The organism is Affinirhizobium capsici (assembly GCF_977018625.1).
The window spans coordinates 127,720-148,827 of the sequence record NZ_CDRNXD010000006.1 but is presented as its reverse complement, the minus strand read 5'-3'; the positions used below and the strand labels follow the sequence as shown (position 1 = coordinate 148,827).

Sequence of the window (21,108 nt, the reverse complement as noted above, 5' to 3'; positions counted from 1 at the left end):
AGGGCATATCCGACAATTTTCCCATTGAACCTAGCGACCTAATCGATTGCTTTGCACAGCGGTTGAGAAAATGATTCACGTGAAAACATAGTTAACATCCACTCGCCGCCCCCGCAGCAAGCCATAAGGTTGGACCGTTCTGCCTTGAATTGATGCTTCTCAATAACTCAGCTATGGACGCGGAGGCCAATCGCGCTATTCTCCTTTGAAAACAACGGCCTTCCGGGGGATATGCGATGGCTGAGAACGAATCCGGCGTTACGCCTGAGAGCGCAGACACTCGCGTTAACGAGACTGTGTGGCCAGAAGCAGACGAATTCGTAGCAGAACATTACGGCCTTGCCGGTGAAATCTCCGTCTATCGGGATGAGCCGCCAAGCTATTTCGTGCGGTATGAAGAGGTCGTTTGCAGATTGGATTTCGGCTCTACGCCAGAAGAACTGCGTCGATTTCACCATGAGCAGGATTTGCTGCAGCACATTCGCTCCGCAGTCGGGAGGGTCGATGCGCCTGAAGTTCTGGCCTCACAGCAGGGGCCAGAACTGATCGCATTCGATGGAACGCTTGCCGAAGGTGATCAACCCTTTGCGCGGCTCTTTGCCTTGCCGCCCGGCGTTCTCATGCCCGATGCGGAGACATTGACTAAACAGGAGCTGCAACGATTGGGCGCGTTCGGTGCGCAATTGGTGCGAGATCTTTCTGCCGCAGATGAGCGCGAAAATTCTGATGAGCCTACGGTTCCTCTTTTGGTGGAGGAGGACCTTCGTCAGGCTGGACCCCAGGTCGTCCAGTGCCTTCGCATGATGAGCGATCAAGCCGTTCGCGATCCCATTGCCAAAGCCACGGTCGTTGCGTTGCGCAAGGTGCAATCGCTTGGCGAACAGTTACGTTCGCAGTTGATCCACCATCATCCTGTGGGGGATAGTCTCGTTGGCATCGTGACCGACGAGGGTTGGGTGCCAACCGGTTTCAGCGACCCCGATGCTCTGGGCGAGGGTTGGATCGTTGCCGCGCTTGCGGCCATTTGCGGCGATGTTTTGGGAGCAGGATATGGTGAAATTGCAGACATACTGCCGGTTATCACTGCCTTCCACGCCGAAGTTCCGTTGAATGCAGCAGAGCTTTCAGCCCTATGGCCGCTAACTCTTGCTCGCATCGCGCTGAAGCGTGCACAGCTGGAGTTGGATGCAAGAGACGTCGATCCGCAAGAACTTCGCCTTGCCCGCCACCAGTTTGACATCGCGGCCGCTGCTGATCCCGTCCTTGTGGAGGCGCAAATTCATGAAGCGCTGGATTGGCCGCTTCCGCCCGTGCCGGAGTTCTCAAAGCTTTTGCCGGAGATTGATCTAGACGATGTGCGGCTGGTCGATCTTTCGCCATCCAGCCCACTTTTTGCAGAGGGTAACTGGAACGATGCAGAGATAGATTGGCGACTTCTGGCGCGTATTGCCTGGGATACCAAGATGGGAGCTACCCGCTTTGGCGAACATCGCCTGTCGCGTGGCGGAAGCGAAGAGACTGAAAACCTTGCACTTCACGTGGATTTTTGCTTGCCGGCAGGGGTTACTGTCGCAGCTCCCTTTGGCGGCACCGTGAGCCAGGTGAGTGGACCACTCATCCTCACATCCAAGGACGCAACCGTCTATCTGGAAGGCGTGGAAACCGTGCTGGCAGAAGGCACCATGCTGTTTCCGGGCGATAGAATTGGTTGCGTGGCAGGTGCCGAAGGGTCAGTAGGAGGCTTGCGCATCCGGCTTTCGCGCCATGCGGAAATCGATCCACCTCTATTTACCAACGCAAATAAAGCAGGTTTGTGGGAACGTATCGTCATCTCTCCCTCTGCAATTCTTGGGCTGGATGTCGATGCTCCGAGCGAAGAGAGCAGGGAATTTGTCAGGGGCTGGAAGGAATATCTTTATGATGCCCATGGCAGGCGTTATGTCGATTTGACCGGGGGTCCCGGACTTCTAGGCTATGGCCACACGGAAATAGCAAGCTCCGCCTATCGCCAATGGCTTCTTCTTGGCGGCATTCCAGGCACGGGTCTAGAGCGGGAATATCAGGCAGCCTTGCTACAAGATATGCCGGGCCATCTGGATACGATCATTGCCCTCACCGATGAAGTTCAAGCGATGGAAATCGCACGGCAACTGGCTGATCGCCTTTTCGATCAGGAGGAGGGTGCCATTATCGCGGATGAGCGACGATCAGGTTTCTGGCGCAGTGGCCAGAATTTCTGGAGCTTCCAAAACGAAGAAACCGTTCCGGACATCGTGGTCACTGGCTCGCCTGTTCCACAGGAACGGTTGGCTGCTGTTATTCTCAGCCGGAACGTACTGCCGGAAGGGCTGGAACTGCCGCAACCTGACGCCAGCACAGTTGGTTGCCGAATGGGCCTCACGGTTCTCGATGCGCTGGAAGATACATCTTTACGAGAACATGCAACACAAATGGGAGAAATGCTCCAGACGCACCTTGCAGATCTGAAGACGAAGCACCCTGCGATCGTAGATATTCGCGGCAGAGGGCTGTCGGTGGATTTACAACTTGCAGAAGTTGATGCCCAAGCGGTTGTCGAAGCATTGGAAAGACGGTCGATTCTGCTGGCTCCTCCTATCGCCAAAGACAAGATCTCTATCACCGCACCCTTGTGCATCTCGCCGGAAGCAATTGAACATCTCATCCTGTCGCTTTCCCGGCTCTTCCCTCTAGGCGAGAATGAGCAAGAGGAGGACGTGTTGCGATCGGAGACACAGAGCCTCACGATTTCGTCAAATGGGATGACAGATCCCTTGTCTGCGGAAGACGCCAGACCTATCTAGCCGCTGCCCGATTGGCGGCAGCAATGCGAACAATTTTTCACATCGCTGCCGCAATCCTGTCATCAAACAGAAAAAAAATCTAGGTAAACACGAATCCGATTGAACTTCAGCTACGACTCGCTTATGGTCATCTTACCTGAGACGAGCCTTGGCGGTTCTGTCCGGAGAAGCGCAACTTTATGAGGGAGAGTGATTATGATGCACCTGATCCGCAATGCTCTTCTTGGCTGCGCGCATGATGTGAAACGCGTGGGCGATTTCTCCACCCCACGCTGTCGAATGTGACCTTCACCCCCACAGTGATCTGAAAAAGTCAAATTCGTCATCGCTGCGTCACGCAGCCACACTAGGAGTATGACCATGCAAAAGCAGGTTATTGAATATGGCGGCGAGCCCGTTGGTATCGTTGTTCCCGACAACGATCGGTTGAAATTTATTGCCGTGAAGTTTCACGTCATCGATCTGGATGAACAACGTTTTGCATCCGCCGATGAGGTGCGTCTTGCGATCCGCAACCACGTTCGCGGCCAAGGCCTGCCAGAACGTCGAGCAGTCGCTTAATCTATGTGCGATTTAGATATTTAAGCCGCTCCTGCATCTGCAGCGGGCGGCTTTTTATTGCTGAAGCACGTTACGGCTTATCAGCCTCATGCAGCGTGCTTTAACTTTTTGTATTTCCGCATGTTGTTATCGCAAAACCGCTGAACACTTTTGCGCAACATGCTTCAGAAGGCGGTAAATGTCAGCGTCGTGAGGGACCGTTCAATACCGGGAATGGACGCAATCTTCTCATTCACAAATTTACCAATCTCCTCCCCTTCTGCGATATAGATCTTGAGGAGAAGGTCCCAATCGCCACTAGTGGAATAGAGTTCTGAGACCAGCTCGGTCTTGTAAATGGCATCTGCCACTTCATAGGTTTTTCCAGGCGCACAACGCAGCTGGACGAAAATCGGCTTCATGGCACTTCCCGCAGCAGGGCCGCAAGCGCGGCCGATGATGAACATGAGCCTGACTATTGGCCGAAGCCGTGGTTCGGCGCAACCCGTTGCGAACCAATCTCGTGCAGCAACCAGTCGCGAAACACGGCAAGGGGCGGGTAGGAAGCTCTCTCTGGCGGATAGGCAAGAAAATATCGTCCGCTATCCATAGTGGCGCTTGGCACGACGGGCACCAGTGTCCCGGTGCTGAGTTCCCGTTCGATCAGAAAGCTGGGAAGAAGGGCTACACCCATTCCTGCAATGGCTGCTTCAAGCATCGTCATAAACTGGTCAAACAGCATTCCATGCAATGCATCGAACTCGATCTGACGCATCTTGAACCAAGCTTCCCAGGCATCGGGCCGCGTGTTGAGATGAAGCAAGGGCAGCGCCAACACATCTTCATCACGCATGACCTTGTGACGGGAAGCGAAATCCGGGCTGCAAACCGCAATGGCTTGCTCCTCCAGCAGGAAGGTCAAGGCTGCACCGGGCCAACGGGGAGCACCGAAGTGAATGGCCGCATCCAACGTGTCGAAGCGAAAGTCGAACGGCTCCAGCCGCGTAATCAGGTTAACGACGATGCCTGGATGATCGGCTATAAAGCGCGGCATTCGTGGTGTCAGCCAGCGGGAGCCGAAGAAGGGCAAAATTGCAAGGTTCAGCGTGCCACCAGCAGGATTTGCGCGAAGGTTGAGAGACGCATTGGAAATACGGCGCAGCGCCTCCCTGACTTCTCTCGCATAGGTATCACCTGCGATAGTCAGCCGTATTGTTTGCCGCTGCCGCAGGAAGAGCGCGACGCCCAGCTGACGCTCAAGGGCTGCGATCTGGCGGCTCACCGCACTTTGCGTCAGCCCTAGCTCTTTTGCCGCAGCCGTCACGCTTCCCGTGCGCGCTGCCGCCTCAAAGGCAGCCAAGAGAGAGAAGGAGGGAAGGAAACGGCGAGGTGGCAACATGAGATGTCATTCCCTGATAGAATGAACTGTTGAGAAGAATTCGATATCTACTGCATCACCCGCTCTGTAAAGATGGATTTCTCACTCCTTCTGGATGGCTGACATGCTTGATGATCCACGCTCTCATGGTCTTTGGGAAAAGACAGCACCGCCAGCACCCGCTACCACGCACTTGGCGGGCGATCATTCGGCTGAAGTCGTCATCATTGGCGGTGGATATACGGGCCTTTCCGCCGCACTGCATCTGGCGGAAGCTGGACGAAGCGTCATTTTGCTAGAGGCTAAAGAAATTGGCTTTGGCGGGGCCGGTCGCAATGTTGGCCTGATCAATGCCGGCATGTGGGTCATGCCAGATGATCTGCCAGGAGAATTGGGCCAGGTTCACGGCGAGCGGCTTCTTGATCTCCTTGGCAACGGTCCACGAACGGTTATGAACCTCATTGAACGCCACAACATCGAATGCGAGTTGACGCAGACGGGAACGCTGCATTGCGCTGTGGGCGATGAGGGTTTGAAAGAAATCGAGGAACGCGCCCGCCAATGGCAGAAGCGAGGCGCTGCGGTGGAACTGCTGGATAGTGCAGAGACTGAGCGGCGCATAGGCACCAAAGTCTATCGTGGCGCTCTTCTCGACCGGCGCGCAGGCACGCTTCAGCCGCTTGCCTATGTTCGCGGACTTGCCCATGCTGCAGCAAGGGCTGGTGCGGTTCTCTACACATCAAGTCCCGTAATCGCCTGGCAGGAAAAGCAGAAACGCCATGTCGTATCCACCGGCAGGGGCAGCGTGACCGCCGATTGGGTTCTGGTCGCAACCGATGCCTATACGACTGGGCCCTTTGAGACTGTACGGCGAGAGCAGGTCTATCTGCCCTACTTCAACCTTGCGACGACACCGCTCTCCGATAATCTGCGACGCTCCATACTGCCTCAACGTGAAGGTTGTTGGGATACCAGGGAAATCCTGTCGTCCTTTCGGATGGATGCAAGAGGTCGTCTCGTTTTCGGGTCCGTTGGCGCATTGCGCGGAACGGGAACTGCGATCCACAAAGCCTGGGCACAGCGCGCCTTGGCGCGCATCTTCCCGCAACTGCAGGATATTACCTTCGAAGCAGAATGGTATGGCCAGATCGGCATGACGAATAATGCCCTGCCCCGCTTCCATAAATTTGCAGATCGCGTGCTTGGATTTTCGGGCTATAACGGGCGGGGAATTTCACCGGGTACCGTCTTTGGAAAGGTCCTGGCAGAGCTCGTTACAGGCCAAATCGATGAAGCGGTACTGCCGTTGCCGATCACCGACCCAAAGGAGCCACCGCTTCGCCGATTGAAGGAAGCCTATTACGAACTGGGCGCACAAATCGCGCACTTGGGCGGCGATCGCTTCTGAATATCGAACACCATAGCACATTTAAGAGATGAGAAGGACCACGATGAGCCTCGCAAATCTGAACCTTGCCGCTGAAGCGGATGCCATTCTTGCCCGCCTTGGCGTGGAAAACTCTGCCTATCGCGGCGGCTCGCTAACAGTTCGCTCTCCCATCTCGGGGGAAGAACTGGGCAAGCTACCGGAAATGGATGCTGCAGGTACCAAGCAGGCAATTGACGCCGCTCACCAGGCCTTTCTGGAATGGCGTCTCGTGCCCGCTCCAAAGCGTGGCGAACTCATTCGGCTTCTGGGTGAAGAGCTGAGGGCAGCCAAGGCTGATCTTGGACGTCTGGTGTCCATCGAGGTCGGCAAGATTACCTCTGAAGGTCTCGGTGAAGTGCAGGAAATGATCGACATTTGCGATTTCGCAGTTGGTCTTTCTCGTCAGCTTTACGGCCTTACCATCGCGACAGAACGCTCCGAGCACCGCATGATGGAAACCTGGCATCCACTTGGTGTTGTCGGCATTATTTCTGCCTTCAACTTCCCTGTGGCTGTTTGGTCGTGGAATGCAGCACTTGCATTGGTCTGCGGCAACGCGACTGTTTGGAAGCCATCGGAAAAAACACCTCTCACTGCTCTTGCAACGCAGGCGATCTTTGAGAAGGCGTTGAAGCGCTACATCGCAGAAGGCGGCACCGCACCGAAGAACCTCTCGACGCTGATCATTGGTGGTCGTGACATGGGTGAAGTCATGGTGGACCATCCAAAAGTGCCATTGGTTTCCGCTACAGGCTCCACAGCCATGGGCCGTGCCGTCGGTCCGCGCCTTGCTCAGCGTTTTGCTCGCGCCATTCTTGAACTTGGCGGCAACAATGCGGCCATAGTAACGCCAACGGCTGATCTGGATCTGACGCTGCGAGGCGTTGCCTTCTCAGCCATGGGAACAGCCGGCCAACGCTGCACCACTCTTCGCCGCCTTTTCGTGCATGAAAGCGTTTATGACAAGCTCGTGCCGCGTCTTCAGAAAGCCTATCAGTCTGTCACGATCGGCAACCCCATGGTCGACGGCAACCTCGTCGGCCCGCTGATCGACAAGGCATCCTTCGAGCGCATGCAGAAGGCGCTTTCCGCTGCAAAGGCCGAGGGTGGACAGGTGACAGGCGGTGAGCGCGTGCTGGAAGATCAGGCAGCCGATGCCTATTATGTTCGTCCGGCCATCGTGGAAATGCCGTCGCAAAGTGGACCTGTGGTGGAAGAAACCTTCGCACCCATCCTCTATGTCATCAAATACAGCGATTTCGATGCCGTGCTTGATCTGCACAATGGTGTGCCGCAGGGCCTTTCGTCGTCCATCTTCACGAACGATATCCGGGAAGCAGAAACCTTCGTTTCGGATCGCGGCTCCGATTGCGGTATCGCCAACGTCAATATCGGCCCATCTGGCGCTGAAATCGGCGGTGCATTCGGCGGCGAAAAAGAAACCGGTGGCGGGCGTGAATCCGGCTCAGACTCATGGAAGGCCTATATGCGCCGCGCCACCAACACCGTGAACTACGGACGCACCTTACCGCTTGCACAGGGCGTGAAGTTCGATATCGCCTGATCAGGCTTTCATAATTAAACGATCCTTGTAGGCTGCACCTTAACGTTCAGCCTGCAAGGATAGCGCGATGACCTCCGGCATGAATCTCCTGACCGATATTGACGGTCTCAGCGTCGGCCACGCGACCGATCTTTCTCTCGGGTCCGGCGTGACAGTCGTGGTATTCGATGAGCCGCCTATCGCGTCCGGCATTGTTCTGGGCGGTGCGCCCGGCGGGCGGGATACCGCTCTTCTTGATCCTTCCATGACAGTCAGCACGGTAGATGCACTGGTGCTTTCTGGTGGCTCGGCCTTTGGACTGGATGCAGCAGGCGGCGTTCAGACGGGCTTGCGGGAGATAGGGCGTGGGCTTCACGTTGGCTCCGCACGAGTGCCAATCGTGCCGCAGGCCATTCTGATGGATCTTCTCAATGGTGGCGGGAAGGATTGGAGTCCCCACTCGCCTTGCGGCAGCACCCCTTACCGCTTCCTCGGCGATTACGCCATCGTAGTGTGGCGCACCACCTGCCGCCAGCTCGGTGCAGAACTGCTGACCTCGGATGCCCTAAAGAAGATATGCATGCCGGGAACCGATGCGCCTATCAGCATGCATAATATTTAAACAATATTAATCAACGATTTAACGGGTAACAATTTATATTTTCCAAATTAGATCGATAAATACTTCTTTGGATCTTCAAGATATCTTCTTAGGAGAGCGACACTTCTCAAATTATCAAATTTTTTTTCACTAATTTCATGATCTGTAAATTCATATATAGTCGAGCCTGGCATGCCTAATAATATAGGCGAGTGCGTAGATATTATAAACTGCGCACCATTTTCCGATTTTTCTTTTATAAACGACGCTAACTTAATTTGATTATAAACAGAAAGGGGACTTTCAGGTTCATCTAAAAAATAAATACCTGTGCCACGCGTCTTTTTATCAAGTATTTCTAAAAAATATTCCCCATGCGATTTATTGTTCAGTTCGTTTGAATTAATTATCGATGTATATTCAATTTTTTCATTTATTTCAGATAACTCTTCGTGTCTTTTGAACTGTGTTTCTCTTAGTCGCTCTTCGTTAGTGGCGCGTATGTAACCTAGCGCATCCTCTGCCCGCATATACATCTTGATATTAGGCTTTTTAATGCGCGAAAAATAGTAAAATTTGGATAAATTGTTAGCGTGATTTAAATATAAATCACTTGATATATGACCTGAAAAACCAACGGCATAAGCTTCCATTCCAGCAGCGATCGTTGCAAGCATTGTTGATTTTCCTGTACCGTTCTCTCCAGTAAAAAACGTAATAGACTCTTCGAATATTATTTTATGTGTGGATTTTATACTTCCCACATTAAATGGATATTTTTCTGGCAAATCTTGATCCGAGCGACGATAAACGGATTTCAGGTAGATCATATCACACTCACAAAAAAGTTGGCACAATGTGCACCAACTTCTATAGTTAAGTCACAACATTATAATATTTTACATGTCTTTAGGAGACGTGTAGTGCCCTTTATCTTCATTCCAAGATTTTCCACCATTTTTACTAGAGCAATCGTCGCAGACGGCACGTCCTGTATCTACATCTCTTATCGAACCTGTTTGCCCTCGAGCGCCGCATAGGCTACAACTTTCCCCTCTCGATTTTCTGGCAGCAAAGGCTTCATGCTGCATTATTAAGACTGAAGAAATCAATATTATACTTACAAATATCTTTTTCATAACTACTTCCAAATTCATATATGTTGACAGTTAAAGCTCCCTACGGAAAATGTCTTTTTTGAGGCTTTTAGAAGGCATCATCGCGCAATTTTTTTCACAAAACGTTCTATGCATTCTTCTGGATATCCTAAAAGAAATCCATCTATTTGATGAAGATCAGTAGGCTCGAAAATAGGTGGCAGATTATCCGATGTAAGTTGCTGATATAGGAATTTTGCGAGTTTACCTCGCCATTCGTGGCCTTTCAGGCAATACCATCGTTTTTCCAACACAGGCGGTAAGGCTTCTGAGGTAAATTTTACGAAAAGCCCCTGTTCAACATAAGGCTCAAACGCCTCACCTGTGTAATGCGGGTCCATGTCAGGCTCCACCGAGAAAGTGGCCATTGGCTTGAGGCCTTTTAGCATGAGTTCAAGCTCGATGTCTTCGTGCGGCCCAATGAGAGGAAAACCATCTTTTCCAATTTCCTTCTCGTACATAACGTATTTCTCCTTTCCTATCGTGAGATACGGGTTATCAAGTCTTCTCACCTGCAATCAAGCGCGAATTTCCCTGCTGGAACGCTGAGGGCTGCGACCACGGCTACGTTCAAAGGCGGCCTTGGCTCTGTAAATGCGGTCACCGCAAAGCGTCCCAAGGTTGTACCGCTTGTTGCCGTGAAAGCCTTCACGAGTCAGCCGCCTGCCTTATCAAGGTGCGCAGAAGGCGTGGCGAGATCGCCACGCCTGATCATAAGTCGGCGTCTATGCTGGTTGAGCAACAGCCTTCATGACCCTAACGGTTACGAACCAGAGCACAATACCGAGCGCGAGCAGAATGCCGGCAATGGCATATTGAACCGGGTCGCGACCCGTCCAGGGACCAGCGAGGAAGATACAGGTGACCGCACCGAGAACGGGCACTACGGTTGGTGTGCGGAAATGCTTATGCTCAACCTTGTCTTTTCTCAGAACCAGAACAGCCACATTGACCACCGCGAAAACGCATAGCAGCAACAGCGCCGTTGTGCCGCCCAAGGCTGGCACAGCGCCCACAAAACCGATCAGCGCCATCGCAATGAGTGTCGTGAAGACAATGGCGATATAGGGCGTTTTACGTTTGGCATGAACGCGTCCTAGAGCAGCCGGCAAAACCTTTTCTTGCGCCATTCCATATATCAGGCGGCTGGCCATCATCATGTTGATCAGGGCAGAGTTTGCGACCGCGAACATGGTGATAATACCGAAGATGCCGACAGGAAAATCCGGTGCACCCGCCTGGATAACCTTGAGGAGCGGTGTATCGCCCTCACCAAGTTCATTGGCGGGAACAAGAGTGATAGCGGAAATGGCGACGAGAACATAGATAACGCCGGTAATGATAAGTCCTGCCAATAGCACCTTCGGGAAAATCCGGCTTGGCTCCTTGCATTCCTCAGCCATGTTGACGGAATCTTCAAAGCCTACCATCGCGAAAAATGCCAGCGTAGTGGCTGCGATGACTGGCCAGAACACTCCTTGCTCTGGCGCTGCTCCAAAGGTGAAGGCGCGCGAAACATCGCCCTGACCGCCGAAAATCGCCCAACAACCGACACCGATGATCAGTAGCAGGCCGGAGAGTTCCACCAGCGTCAGCAGCACGTTAACCCGGACGCTTTCTCCAACACCTCGAAAATTCACCGCGGCCACCAGCGCAATGAAGCCAAGAGCGATCAAGGTGACGATCAGCCCGCCGGAAGGCAGACCTGTCGTCGCGGCAAAGTTGGCTGCAAAAGCGCGGGACGCTGTAGAAGCGGAGGTGATGCCCGACGACATAACCGCGAAAGCAATCAGGAAGGTTAGAAAATGGATACCAAACGCCTTATGCGTATAAAGGGCAGCTCCGGCAGCTTTCGGATATTTGGTAACCAGTTCCAGATAGCTGAAGGCTGTAAGCAGCGCCACGGCAAAGGCAACCAGAAACGGCAGCCACACCATTCCGCCCACTTGTGCTGCCACCTGTCCGGTGAGTGCATAGATGCCTGTTCCCAGAATATCGCCAACGATAAAGAGCAGTAGGAGGCCCGGGCCCATGACCCGCTTTAATTCGTGCTTCTCTCCCAAATGCTCAGCCATTTGATTTTCTTGCATGTTCCCTCCCACGCGTCATGACGCGACAACGCATGGATACTCAAACTGGTTCCTTTGACAGCGTGAGGAAGCGAATGAAGTCACCTCAAGAAAATTCGAATTAAAGCATCAAATCCAATAGCTTGCGGGGTTTACACTAAAAATTCGTCTAATACGATTGCAATAACAACTATTTGGCGAATACTCATTAACCAAGGTGGTTAACCAAAAGTTAATATCGCACCTGCGAAAGCACGTTTACTCTGATAGTGTGTCGGCAATCGATTAAAGAGGATGTCGCAGATGACGGAAGTGACGGACTACGAGCGGATGGTCTTTCAGGCAATGAAGGGCACCGCTCCGATAGCTATGGGGTCCGATCAACAAACCCGCTCTCTCCCTGCGAGCACTGACCTACCGCCGGAGCTGGGCTTCAGCATAAAGCAGTGGGACAATCTTGAAACGCGGATGGATCCCGCACTTCGCACACTCTGGTACTACATGAAGCCAGAAACGGCACCGAGCTTTACGCCGGCCCTTTTGGCGGATCTCATCGATTTTAGAAACACCATCCAATCTGTCTACCACCGCACCCCCCAAGATCAAAAGCTGCTCTACCTGATCAGCGGGTCAGCACTTCCCGGCATTTACAATCTGGGAGGTGATCTTGGCTATTTCTCGCAGCATATCCGGTCACGGGACCGCGAACGTCTGCGCCGCTATGCACATGATTGCATCGAACTGATGTATTCCTGCTCCAGCAGCCTTGGGCTTCCCATCATCCTCATTTCGCTGGTTCAGGGTGATGCATTGGGTGGTGGCTTCGAGGTCGCGCTCTCCTCCGATGTTATTATCGCAGAACGCTCTGCCAAGTTCGGCCTGCCAGAAATCCTGTTCAATCTTTTCCCCGGTATGGGAGCCTACAGCTTCCTTTCCCGCAAGCTCGATCCTGCCCGTGCGACACGGATGATCATGAGCGGCAAGGTCTACACGGCCGACGAACTGCACGAGATGGGTCTTGTCGATGTTGTGGTGGAAGATGGCAAGGGCGAGGATGGCGTGCGTGATTACATTGCGCGCAACACCAAGAAGCACGCCATTCACCGCACCATTCGTGATGTGCGCCGCCGCGTGAATGGCCTCACTTACGAGGAACTGCGCGATATCGTAGATCTTTGGGTCGATGCTGCCATGAATCTCGATGAGCAGGATCTTCGCCGCATTGAACGCCTGCGGTCTGCTCAGGCAAAACGTATCGGTTTGACCTGAGGCTTTTCTTCAGGAAGCCAGCTTGCGACGAGCATTCAGCTCGTCGCGGAACCTCTCCAGTTCCGTATTCAGCTCATGGAGGCGGAACTCGCCATTCTGGCTAAGATCACGGTCGGCAATCTCGCGCCAGTCGAGGCACATTTGGTAGATGCGCATGGCCCCCACATTGGCAGCAGCGCTCCGCAGAGCATGGGCGGAATTTCGGAACTCACCCACATCCTCATCAGCGACCGCATGGGCAAGTGCCTTCATCGCACTGGCGGAATCATTGATGAATTGACCTAAAAGCGCATCGACAAAATCTTCTCCGCCAAGTTTGGCAAGCGCCTCGGTCGTGGATTCATCAATGACCGGCTGCTCGTCCGTGTCGTCTGCCAGGTGACCCGAAGCGACCTTAACCTCCGCTACGGTTTCCTTACCTTCCAGCAACCGGTCGATTTCTTCCAGCAGGCGCTTTGGCTCAATCGGCTTGGTCAGGCATTCCACCATGCCTGCCTCCAGGCAACGCTCCCGCGCCTCACCTGTCGCGTCAGCCGTGAAGCCAACAACCGGTATTTGCGGGCCGCCAAGCGAAGCGAAGAGGTAAAACTTCGTGGCATCAATGCCGTTCATAACCGGCATATTCACATCCATGAGCACCAGATCGAAGCTGCCTTGCAGCATGCGATCAACCGCGTCTTCCCCATTCTCGACAATTTCAAAGCTGTGGCCACCGCTTTCCAGTGTTTTTGCCACGACCATCTGGTTGGTCTTGTTGTCGTCCGCAATCAAAATGCGGAAGCTACGGCCCGGCTTATCGCTTGAATCGACGACGATGGAAGATGTTCCGCTGAAAACGGCAAGTTGTTCAAGCGCCCGTGTATCAACATTTCGAAGGGAGGAGAGAAAATATTCTTTCTCTTCTGACGTCAGAGTTTTCTCCGCATTAATCAGCACAAGAGCAGGCTCGTCCGCATCACCGCAAACAGCCAAAGCCTCTTCAGCCTCGCGAGCCAAGGGCTCTGTCAAGGCAGAATCGATCAGAATAACCGGGCGGGCAATGCCTTCGGCCTGAAGCGCAGCGACCCGTGTCTTCGCGCCATCGATGCTACTTGTCGCATATACCGTCGACAGTGCCGGATTATCTTGATGGCGTTGGGAGAAAAGAATCACACTCTTCAGGTTATGTGACGCTTCCTTATTTGTCTCTGCCACTTCAACCGGCAGATGGAAGGCGAAAACGCTACCCTGGCCCAAATTACTGCTGACGGAGATGTCACCACCCATGGCACGCACAAGTTGGCGAACAATGGCAAGGCCCAATCCAGTTCCGCCAAACCTGTCCATGATGCTGCCATCGGCCTGGGTAAAGCGTTCGAAAATCTTGGAATGCGCCGCCGGATCAATACCGATCCCCGTATCAGCAACTTCAACCGTCAGATCGCCATGCCTGTCTCCAATAGAGCGGAAACCCACCTCAAGCCGCACATGCCCCTTCTCGGTGAACTTGACGGCATTGCTGGCGAGATTGAGCATGATCTCTTCCAGATGACGGCGATCAGCCATCACGACATCAGGCGTGCCTTCTTTCAGATGCAGGGTTATGCGTAACCCTTTTTTGCGTGCGGCAACGTTGATAATGGCACGCACGTCGCGCATCAGCCCTGCGACTTCGACCTTATCGGTTCTAATGGTCATTTGCCCGGCTTCAATCCGGGAAAAGTCGAGAACCGTTTCGATCAGAGACAAGAGCGAGCGGCCGGAACGGCCAATGACGCGCACCATTTCGTGATGCTCAGACTTCAGGCGTGCCTCGCCCAAGAGATCGGTCAGACCGATGATCGCGTTCAGCGGTGTGCGCAGTTCATGGCTCATACTTGCCAGGAATAAGCTTTTGGCTCGGCTCGCCTCTTCCGCTTCCTGCTTGGCTTCTGAAAGCTTGCGGATCAACTTTGAGGTATAGGCAGGAATGACAATGAGCGCGAGCGCCAGTCCGACGGAGAAGCTCAGCTGCGTCTGCCAGTAGGGCGTAGTAAGATAGACGACACCAAAGCAGAATAGCGCGGTGACCGCTGCAATGACCAGATACGTCACCCCGAACCGGAAACCGTTGCCTAGCACCGCCCAGAAATAGACGAGAATAAATGCGCCGCCAGCCTCGCCACTGATGTGCAGACCAAAGGAAAAAAGTCCAAGATCAGCAAATATGCCAATTAGGCGTCGGGCATGGGAAACACCCGGAAACATTAAAAGATGCAAGAAAAGACCACCCGCCATGGCTTCGAAGGCAAGCGCGGGAAGGGCAGAGATTTCCAGAGCACTCGTGGCCGATTCCGAGCCAAACAGATGCGCCACAACAAGATAGATCAGAAAGGTGGATGACAGAATCAACCGATTGGCCGTCAACTCGTGTTCGGTGTCAGGCCGCTGCTTCAATAGCGCCCGCATGTCGTAGACGGATTGCGAAATCGGCTGACGAAGCAATCGCGCGAAATCGTAAGGTCGGGGGCTTGTCATGCGGTTAATCCAATGCGCGGGCTGGCGCTTACCAATGACGTGAATTCTTGCGATGGCATGGGCTTGCCATACAGATAACCCTGCATCACATCGCAACCGTCCGCTTTTAGCAGGTCGGCTTGAGCCTCTGTCTCGACGCCTTCAGCAACGACTGTTAGGCCGAGGCTATGTCCGAGATTGGCAACCGTGCGAACAATGGTGTGGTCACTGGGATTTTCGACCATATTGCGCACGAAGCACTGGTCGATCTTGATTCTGTCGAGCGGAAATTTCTTGATGTAGTTCAGCGACGAGTAGCCGGTGCCAAAATCATCGACGGAGATAGAAACACCAAGATCGACAATCTGCTGCAAGGCGGCGATAACAGCGTCGCTATCTTCCAGTACAATATTTTCAGTGATCTCGAGATCGAGACAGCGCGGGTCGAGCTCCGTCGCACTCAAGGCTTTCACCACCAAAGCGGCCACATTGACACGTTGGAACTGGACCGGCGAAAGGTTCACGCTCATCTTGAGATGGCTAAGGCCCAGCCTGTGCCATGCCTTTGCCTCTCGGCAGGCTTCCATCAGAACCCATTCATTGATGGGAACGATCATGCCGTTTTCTTCAGCGCGGGGCAAAAATTCTCCCGGTGAAACAAAGCCACGATCGGGGCTTCGCCAACGCAATAGAGCTTCCGCCCCGATGATCTGGCCGGTGCTGGCTGCGACTTGCGGCTGGTAAAACAAAACGAATTCGTTGCGCTCTACAGCCAATCGAAGCTGGCTATCGAGAGCGGCATGATTTCTCGTTCGCTCAGCCATATTGGTTTCGAACAGACGGATTTGGTTGCCGCCGCCAGCTTTGGCCTGCTTCAGCGCGAGTTCGGCATTTTGAACGAGACGGTCGCTATCGGTCCCATCCATCGGATAGAGCGTGACACCAATGCTTGCGCCACAGGCTGCATCCTTGCCTGCAAAATGGAAAGGCGCACCAATGGCAGCAACAATACGCTCTGCCATATCTTTTGCAGAGGCATCGGAGTTGGGCAGCACCTGCAAGAATGTGAAGTCATCCGCACCAACGCGCGCGACCATATCTTCTGCGCCAGCAAGCGTCTGCAGGCGCTGCGCGACCTCCTTCAGGAAAGCGTCGCCGGCATCATGCCCGAACAATTCATTGATACTCTTGAACTCATCGATGTCGATTGAGTGCAAGGCAAACGCCCGGTCTCCGCGACGCGCCCGCGCAACTTCGCGGCGCAGGCGATCCTGCATGTAATTTCGGTTCGGCAGGTTGGTGACAGGATCATGTTGCAGTGCGTGAAGCAAATGCTCTTCAGCGCGCTTGCGATCGGTAATATCGAGCGCGCTGGTCACGACGCCAACGATCACGTCCGAGGAATCCTTCAATGGACTTTTGGTGGTCAAGAAAACGCGGGTTTCACCCGCGGCATTGGTCAGTTCCCGCTCAAAACTGCTGAGAACCTGGCCGCTGCGGGCAACTTTGCGATCCAGTAACCGGTTGGGCGCAACCAGATCGGCATCAACCAGAACATCACTGCTTTTGCCGACGAGGTCCGATGGCTCGCAGCCAAAGAAGACGCCAACAAGCTGATTGGCAAAGAGAATACGGCCTTCCAGATCGCTGGCGCTGACCATGGCTGGCACCGTATCGATAACCTGCGCCAGCCGCTCGCTGGAATCGCGGAGCGCTGCTTCTCTGCTTTCCTCGCTCGATGCAAGTTCCTGCGCCAGCACTTCCGCACGCGATTCCAGCAAAAGCTGTTGCTTGCGAAGCTTCAGGAGATTGCGCGCGCGTGTCACGAACTCCTGGTGATCGACAGGGCTTTGCAGAAAATCGGTCGCGCCTGCTTCAAGCGCACGCATGCGGAAGCTGCGTTCCTCATAGACGGTGATGACAATGACTGGAATTTCCGCAAAACCCGAGAGCGAACGAAGCGAACGAATAAAGCCTTCGCCATCCATCACCGGCATTTTATAATCTGTGACGATAAGATCAGGTGTCAGACCGGCTTCAAACTCTTGCAAAGCCAGGGAAGGATCACCGAACAAGCGGATGATCATGCCGTCTTCGATAGAGGAGGCTAGCCTCTCGAAGATGCGTCGGTTGGTTTCCTGGTCATCAAGAATGGCGATCAGTGGCATTCTGAATCCGATATCATCTCGGCGCGTTCATCGGCACGCCGACGAGGCAGCCACGTGCAGTTTCCGGTTCATCAAAAAACCCGGCAATCCGTTAAAGATTTAACCGGGGGGACATTAAGATTTTGCTAACGAGCTTATCAAGCGAATCAAAACAGGACGGCCGCGCTCAAGTTGCAGGCGCTTATGGCACATTAGTTGCCGCGAAACAACAGAGCCCCACGTTCCACTCTAGCGAGCAGTTGCGACTTTGACCCGTAATGATGCTGCTCTTAAGGTGTCATCAGGCGCAGCGGGATCGAGACAATGGTATTTTCCTCTTTTGACACACTCGATTCAGAAGACCTTTCCATTCTCCGTCAGGTTCTGGAGGAGGTGTGTCACGAACGCTCAATCCCCATTGATGGAGCGGAAGCGGCGGAGATCGCTCGCTCACTCGTCAATTGGTATTTGTTTGGCGTGAAAGAGAAGGCGGCTCTCAAGCAGATGCTGGAACCGCTTTCCGGACAAGATGCCCAGATCGAGTGATACTCGTTTGCAGAACATGGCTGTGGTAGACGCGATATTGAAGCGGAGCGCCATATGTCAAAAAAAAACAAGAGAGATACACTCTCCAAATTGCTCAAGCATTGGGCAAGAGCAACGCCTGATGAGCAAGGCCGTTTCCTCACACTGATTGACGAAACATTCGTAGACAGAGGAAAGAAGCCTACCGATAGTTCCGTCGTTGATTTGATTGCGAACGGTCGCTATCTTCTGCCTGAAACCGTCAAGCGCATTGAAACCATCATGATTTCGCGCGGCATCGGCCCTACCGAAGTTGCGTCAGAACTAGGCTTCCCAGGCGAAGGCCATACTCTCACAAGAGCACTGGTCAAACGATGCAGCCTTCGACTGTCCATCATTGCCGCTCTCAATAGATGGCTTAGCGAGAACGAGGCTGGTCTCTCCTGATACTAGAAATCAATGGCGCGACCATTGATTTCCCAATCCCCAAAGCGGGCAGGATCTGCGCCTCCGCGTCCGCCATGCTCTGGCGGCATGTCCTGTGTCTGCTGGGCGCGGCGCCGCTCTTCAGCCTCTTGAAGCGCTCTTTGCGCTGCTGGAGACAGCACCTTCACCTCCGATTGCTCAGACCTGTCAGGATTTATGTTATCGTTGTCCGGGGTCTGCACGATCTTGTCATCCTGCATATGCATAGCCCTTTTCCGAAAACTGTTGAAATGGATGGTTCATTCACCACATCATTTAGGCGAACAGACGTCAGGTTGAAAGAACTTGGCGCAGATTTCCGGAGGCGATTGCAATGAACACGATGCGGACAGCCATGCTGCTTGCTTTCATGACGGCCCTTTTCATGGGCGTCGGCTTCCTCATCGGTGGCCGCGGCGGCATGATGATTGCATTCCTTATCGCAGCGGGCATGAACCTGTTTTCCTATTGGAACTCAGACAAGATGGTGCTGTCTGCCTATCGCGCCCAGCCGGTGGACGAGCACAACGCGCCGGAATTCTACTATATGATCCGCGACCTCTCGGCCAATGCGGGGCTGCCTATGCCGAAGGTTTACGTGTATGACAGCCCGCAGCCCAATGCATTTGCGACAGGCCGTAACCCGGAGAATGCCGCTGTTGCAGCCTCGACCGGCCTTCTGCAGCAGTTGACGCCGAACGAAGTGGCAGGTGTCATGGCCCATGAGCTCGCACATATCCAGAACCGCGATACGTTGACCATGACAATCACCGCAACGCTGGCCGGTGCCATTTCCATGCTCGGAAATTTTGCGTTCTTCTTCGGCGGCAATCGAGACAATAATAATCCCCTCGGCTTCATTGGCGTACTTGTCGCGATGATTGTAGCGCCCTTTGCAGCCATGCTGGTGCAGATGGCCATTAGCCGAACGCGCGAATATTCTGCGGACAGGCGGGGAGCGGAAATCTGCGGCAATCCGCTTTGGCTTGCCTCAGCACTTGGCAAGATTGCCGGTGCCGCGCACGTCATCCATAATCAGGATGCGGAGCGCAACCCGGCAACAGCACATATGTTCATCATCAATCCGCTCTCTGGTGAGCGCATGGACAATCTGTTCTCGACGCACCCCAACACGGAGAACCGCATCGCAGCTCTCCATTCCCTGGCAGCCGAATTCGGCACCGCTTACTCGACCGCGCCTTCTTCAGCTGCTAGAGCCACGCGAACTGCCCGCACCGTTCCCTCGACAGGTCCATCGCGGGGTATTGATGAACCTCGCAAAGGTCCTTGGTCTTGACGCTCAACGACAGTAAGAAGAAGAACAAAAAGCCTGCTCGCAAGCCACCGGTGGAAAGGGGTGCTTCCGCCATGGAGGCAAAGCCCGGTCTTGATGTTCGCATGGCTGCGTCCAAGATCCTCGCAGCGGTGGTGGACAAGCGAACACCACTGGATGGAATGCTGGATGCCGGTCACGGTAACCCTGCCTACCGCGCCCTCAGCGATGCAGACCGAGCCCTTTGCCGCGCTATCCTCAATGCCACACTTCGCCATCTTCCACGGATTGACGCTGCCCTGTCTTCCATGCTCGATACGCCGCTTCCGGAAGGGGCGCGGGCCCTTCAGCATGTTTTGACCACGGCAGCTGCTCAGATCCTCTATTTGGACATCCCCTCACATGCCGCTGTGGATCTGGCCGTTGAACAGGCCAATCGTGATCCGCGCAATCGCCGTTTCGCCAAACTCGTCAACGCACTTTTGCGCCGCATGGTGCGCGAGCGAGACACTATTCTTGAACAGAGCGCGGACGTTTCGCCGGTGCCGCAATGGTTCCTCAAGCGGCTTGCAGCCGCCTATGGGAAAGACAATGCGCTGCGTATGGCGGAGGCCCAGCTTGAACCGGCCCCTATCGATCTTACAGTCAAATCCAACCCCGAAGAGTGGGCGAAGCGCCTCAATGCGCGCCTTCTTCCGACAGGAAGCCTGCGGCTATCCACTTTCGACGGCACCATTCCCTCCCTGGACGGCTTTTCCGAAGGGGAATGGTGGGTTCAGGATGCGGCAGCCAGCATTCCTGCAAAGCTGTTCGGCGACCTGAAAGGCAAACGAATTGCCGATCTGTGCGCGGCACCGGGCGGTAAGACCGCCCAGTTGGCGGCCATGGGAGCTGAGGTCATCGCCGTTGAGCAATCCGCGAACCGTGCAAAAAGACTGCGTGAAAATCTGGAGCGGCTTCAGCTTTCCGCCGAAGTTGTAGAGACCGATCTCTTCACCTTCGAACCAAGCACCCCTCTTGATGGCATTCTCCTTGATGCTCCATGCTCTTCCACCGGAACAACGAGACGCCATCCGGATGTCCTCTTCACCAAGGGGGTTTCCGACATTGAGAAACTCGCTGGTCTGCAAGCGCGCATGGTGCGCCATGCACTGACTCTGGTGAAATCCGGGGGCGTGGTTGTCTTTTCCAACTGTTCACTTGATCCTCTGGAAGGTGAAAAGCTTATTGACGAGCTGCTGAAGGAAAAAAAAGACGTCGAGAGAGTAGCCATCGACCCTGCCAATTGGCCGGGGCTGGAATCTGCCATCAATCCCGAAGGCGAGTTCCGCACTACGCCCGCCATGTTACCGGCCACAGATGGTTATGCAGGCGGCATGGATGGCTTCTTTGCGTGCATCCTGCGCAAAAAGTAA

17 protein-coding genes and 1 pseudogene are annotated in these 21,108 nt (G+C 54.0%); 10 read left to right on the top strand and 8 right to left on the bottom strand.

The window, feature by feature from the left end; all coding sequences use genetic code 11:
- The first annotated feature begins 236 nt into the window (after nucleotides 1-236).
- Together AC0JZ1_RS18135 and AC0JZ1_RS18130 are read left to right on the top strand one after the other, a co-directional pair.
- Entirely contained in the window at nucleotides 237-2,822 is a 2,586-nt protein-coding gene (locus tag AC0JZ1_RS18135; RefSeq protein ID WP_471883840.1) for an aminotransferase class III-fold pyridoxal phosphate-dependent enzyme, read from the top strand.
- A gap of 360 nt (nucleotides 2,823-3,182) precedes the next feature.
- On the top strand, nucleotides 3,183-3,383 hold the full coding sequence (locus AC0JZ1_RS18130) for a hypothetical protein (RefSeq protein WP_471883839.1): 201 nt from the start codon (nucleotides 3,183-3,185) through the stop codon (nucleotides 3,381-3,383).
- Between the two features lie 164 nt (nucleotides 3,384-3,547).
- Here AC0JZ1_RS18130 and AC0JZ1_RS18125 read toward each other — a convergent pair whose 3' ends face one another.
- Together AC0JZ1_RS18125 and AC0JZ1_RS18120 are read right to left on the bottom strand one after the other, a co-directional pair.
- Nucleotides 3,548-3,784: an Lrp/AsnC ligand binding domain-containing protein gene (locus tag AC0JZ1_RS18125; RefSeq protein WP_471883838.1), complete on the bottom strand. Its 237-nt coding sequence runs from the start codon at nucleotides 3,782-3,784 to the stop codon at nucleotides 3,548-3,550.
- A 53-nt stretch (nucleotides 3,785-3,837) separates the two neighbouring features.
- Complete coding sequence (locus AC0JZ1_RS18120; RefSeq protein ID WP_471883837.1) at nucleotides 3,838-4,761, bottom strand: LysR family transcriptional regulator; 924 nt, start codon at nucleotides 4,759-4,761, stop codon at nucleotides 3,838-3,840.
- A 103-nt stretch (nucleotides 4,762-4,864) separates the two neighbouring features.
- Here AC0JZ1_RS18120 and AC0JZ1_RS18115 point away from each other — a divergent pair, with 103 nt between their 5' ends.
- The 3 genes and pseudogenes from AC0JZ1_RS18115 to AC0JZ1_RS18105 all read left to right on the top strand — a co-directional run.
- Nucleotides 4,865-6,148, top strand: coding sequence for an NAD(P)/FAD-dependent oxidoreductase (locus AC0JZ1_RS18115; RefSeq protein WP_471883836.1), 1,284 nt, complete (start codon nucleotides 4,865-4,867; stop codon nucleotides 6,146-6,148).
- Nucleotides 6,149-6,191: 43 nt separating this feature from the next.
- Nucleotides 6,192-7,733, top strand: a complete 1,542-nt coding sequence (gene amaB / locus AC0JZ1_RS18110) for an L-piperidine-6-carboxylate dehydrogenase (RefSeq protein ID WP_471883835.1) — start codon at nucleotides 6,192-6,194, stop codon at nucleotides 7,731-7,733.
- A gap of 67 nt (nucleotides 7,734-7,800) precedes the next feature.
- Nucleotides 7,801-8,220 (top strand): annotated as a pseudogene (locus AC0JZ1_RS18105) (P1 family peptidase); the annotation flags it as partial.
- Between the two features lie 161 nt (nucleotides 8,221-8,381).
- Here the strand turns inward: AC0JZ1_RS18105 and AC0JZ1_RS18100 are convergent.
- From AC0JZ1_RS18100 to AC0JZ1_RS18090, 3 genes are all read right to left on the bottom strand, one after another.
- Nucleotides 8,382-9,143 carry an AAA family ATPase gene (locus AC0JZ1_RS18100; RefSeq protein WP_471883834.1) on the bottom strand — a complete coding sequence of 254 codons (762 nt, stop codon included), beginning with the start codon at nucleotides 9,141-9,143 and terminating at the stop codon, nucleotides 8,382-8,384.
- A gap of 386 nt (nucleotides 9,144-9,529) precedes the next feature.
- Complete coding sequence (locus AC0JZ1_RS18095) at nucleotides 9,530-9,931, bottom strand: hemin receptor (RefSeq protein WP_471883833.1); 402 nt, start codon at nucleotides 9,929-9,931, stop codon at nucleotides 9,530-9,532.
- Nucleotides 9,932-10,195: 264 nt separating this feature from the next.
- Nucleotides 10,196-11,560, bottom strand: a complete 1,365-nt coding sequence (locus tag AC0JZ1_RS18090; protein ID WP_471883832.1) for an APC family permease — start codon at nucleotides 11,558-11,560, stop codon at nucleotides 10,196-10,198.
- 282 nt (nucleotides 11,561-11,842) lie between these two features.
- Here AC0JZ1_RS18090 and AC0JZ1_RS18085 point away from each other — a divergent pair, with 282 nt between their 5' ends.
- Entirely contained in the window at nucleotides 11,843-12,808 is a 966-nt protein-coding gene (locus tag AC0JZ1_RS18085; protein ID WP_471883831.1) for a crotonase/enoyl-CoA hydratase family protein, read from the top strand.
- A gap of 9 nt (nucleotides 12,809-12,817) precedes the next feature.
- Here AC0JZ1_RS18085 and AC0JZ1_RS18080 read toward each other — a convergent pair whose 3' ends face one another.
- Together AC0JZ1_RS18080 and AC0JZ1_RS18075 are read right to left on the bottom strand one after the other, a co-directional pair.
- A complete protein-coding gene (locus tag AC0JZ1_RS18080; RefSeq protein WP_471883830.1) occupies nucleotides 12,818-15,304 on the bottom strand; it encodes an ATP-binding protein in 2,487 nt (828 codons plus the stop codon).
- On the bottom strand, nucleotides 15,301-17,451 hold the full coding sequence (locus tag AC0JZ1_RS18075; protein WP_471883829.1) for a putative bifunctional diguanylate cyclase/phosphodiesterase: 2,151 nt from the start codon (nucleotides 17,449-17,451) through the stop codon (nucleotides 15,301-15,303). Before AC0JZ1_RS18075 ends, AC0JZ1_RS18080 begins: the two co-directional genes overlap by 4 nt.
- A gap of 303 nt (nucleotides 17,452-17,754) precedes the next feature.
- Here AC0JZ1_RS18075 and AC0JZ1_RS18070 point away from each other — a divergent pair, with 303 nt between their 5' ends.
- On the top strand, nucleotides 17,755-17,976 hold the full coding sequence (locus tag AC0JZ1_RS18070) for a hypothetical protein (RefSeq protein ID WP_471883828.1): 222 nt from the start codon (nucleotides 17,755-17,757) through the stop codon (nucleotides 17,974-17,976).
- Between the two features lie 54 nt (nucleotides 17,977-18,030).
- Nucleotides 18,031-18,402: a hypothetical protein gene (locus tag AC0JZ1_RS18065; protein WP_471883827.1), complete on the top strand. Its 372-nt coding sequence runs from the start codon at nucleotides 18,031-18,033 to the stop codon at nucleotides 18,400-18,402.
- Between the two features lie 2 nt (nucleotides 18,403-18,404).
- Here AC0JZ1_RS18065 and AC0JZ1_RS18060 read toward each other — a convergent pair whose 3' ends face one another.
- Nucleotides 18,405-18,623 carry a DUF1674 domain-containing protein gene (locus AC0JZ1_RS18060; RefSeq protein ID WP_471883864.1) on the bottom strand — a complete coding sequence of 73 codons (219 nt, stop codon included), beginning with the start codon at nucleotides 18,621-18,623 and terminating at the stop codon, nucleotides 18,405-18,407.
- Nucleotides 18,624-18,754: 131 nt separating this feature from the next.
- Here AC0JZ1_RS18060 and htpX point away from each other — a divergent pair, with 131 nt between their 5' ends.
- On the top strand, nucleotides 18,755-19,717 hold the full coding sequence (htpX, locus tag AC0JZ1_RS18055; RefSeq protein ID WP_471883826.1) for a zinc metalloprotease HtpX: 963 nt from the start codon (nucleotides 18,755-18,757) through the stop codon (nucleotides 19,715-19,717).
- Nucleotides 19,708-21,108 carry an RsmB/NOP family class I SAM-dependent RNA methyltransferase gene (locus tag AC0JZ1_RS18050; RefSeq protein ID WP_471883825.1) on the top strand — a complete coding sequence of 467 codons (1,401 nt, stop codon included), beginning with the start codon at nucleotides 19,708-19,710 and terminating at the stop codon, nucleotides 21,106-21,108. Before htpX ends, AC0JZ1_RS18050 begins: the two co-directional genes overlap by 10 nt.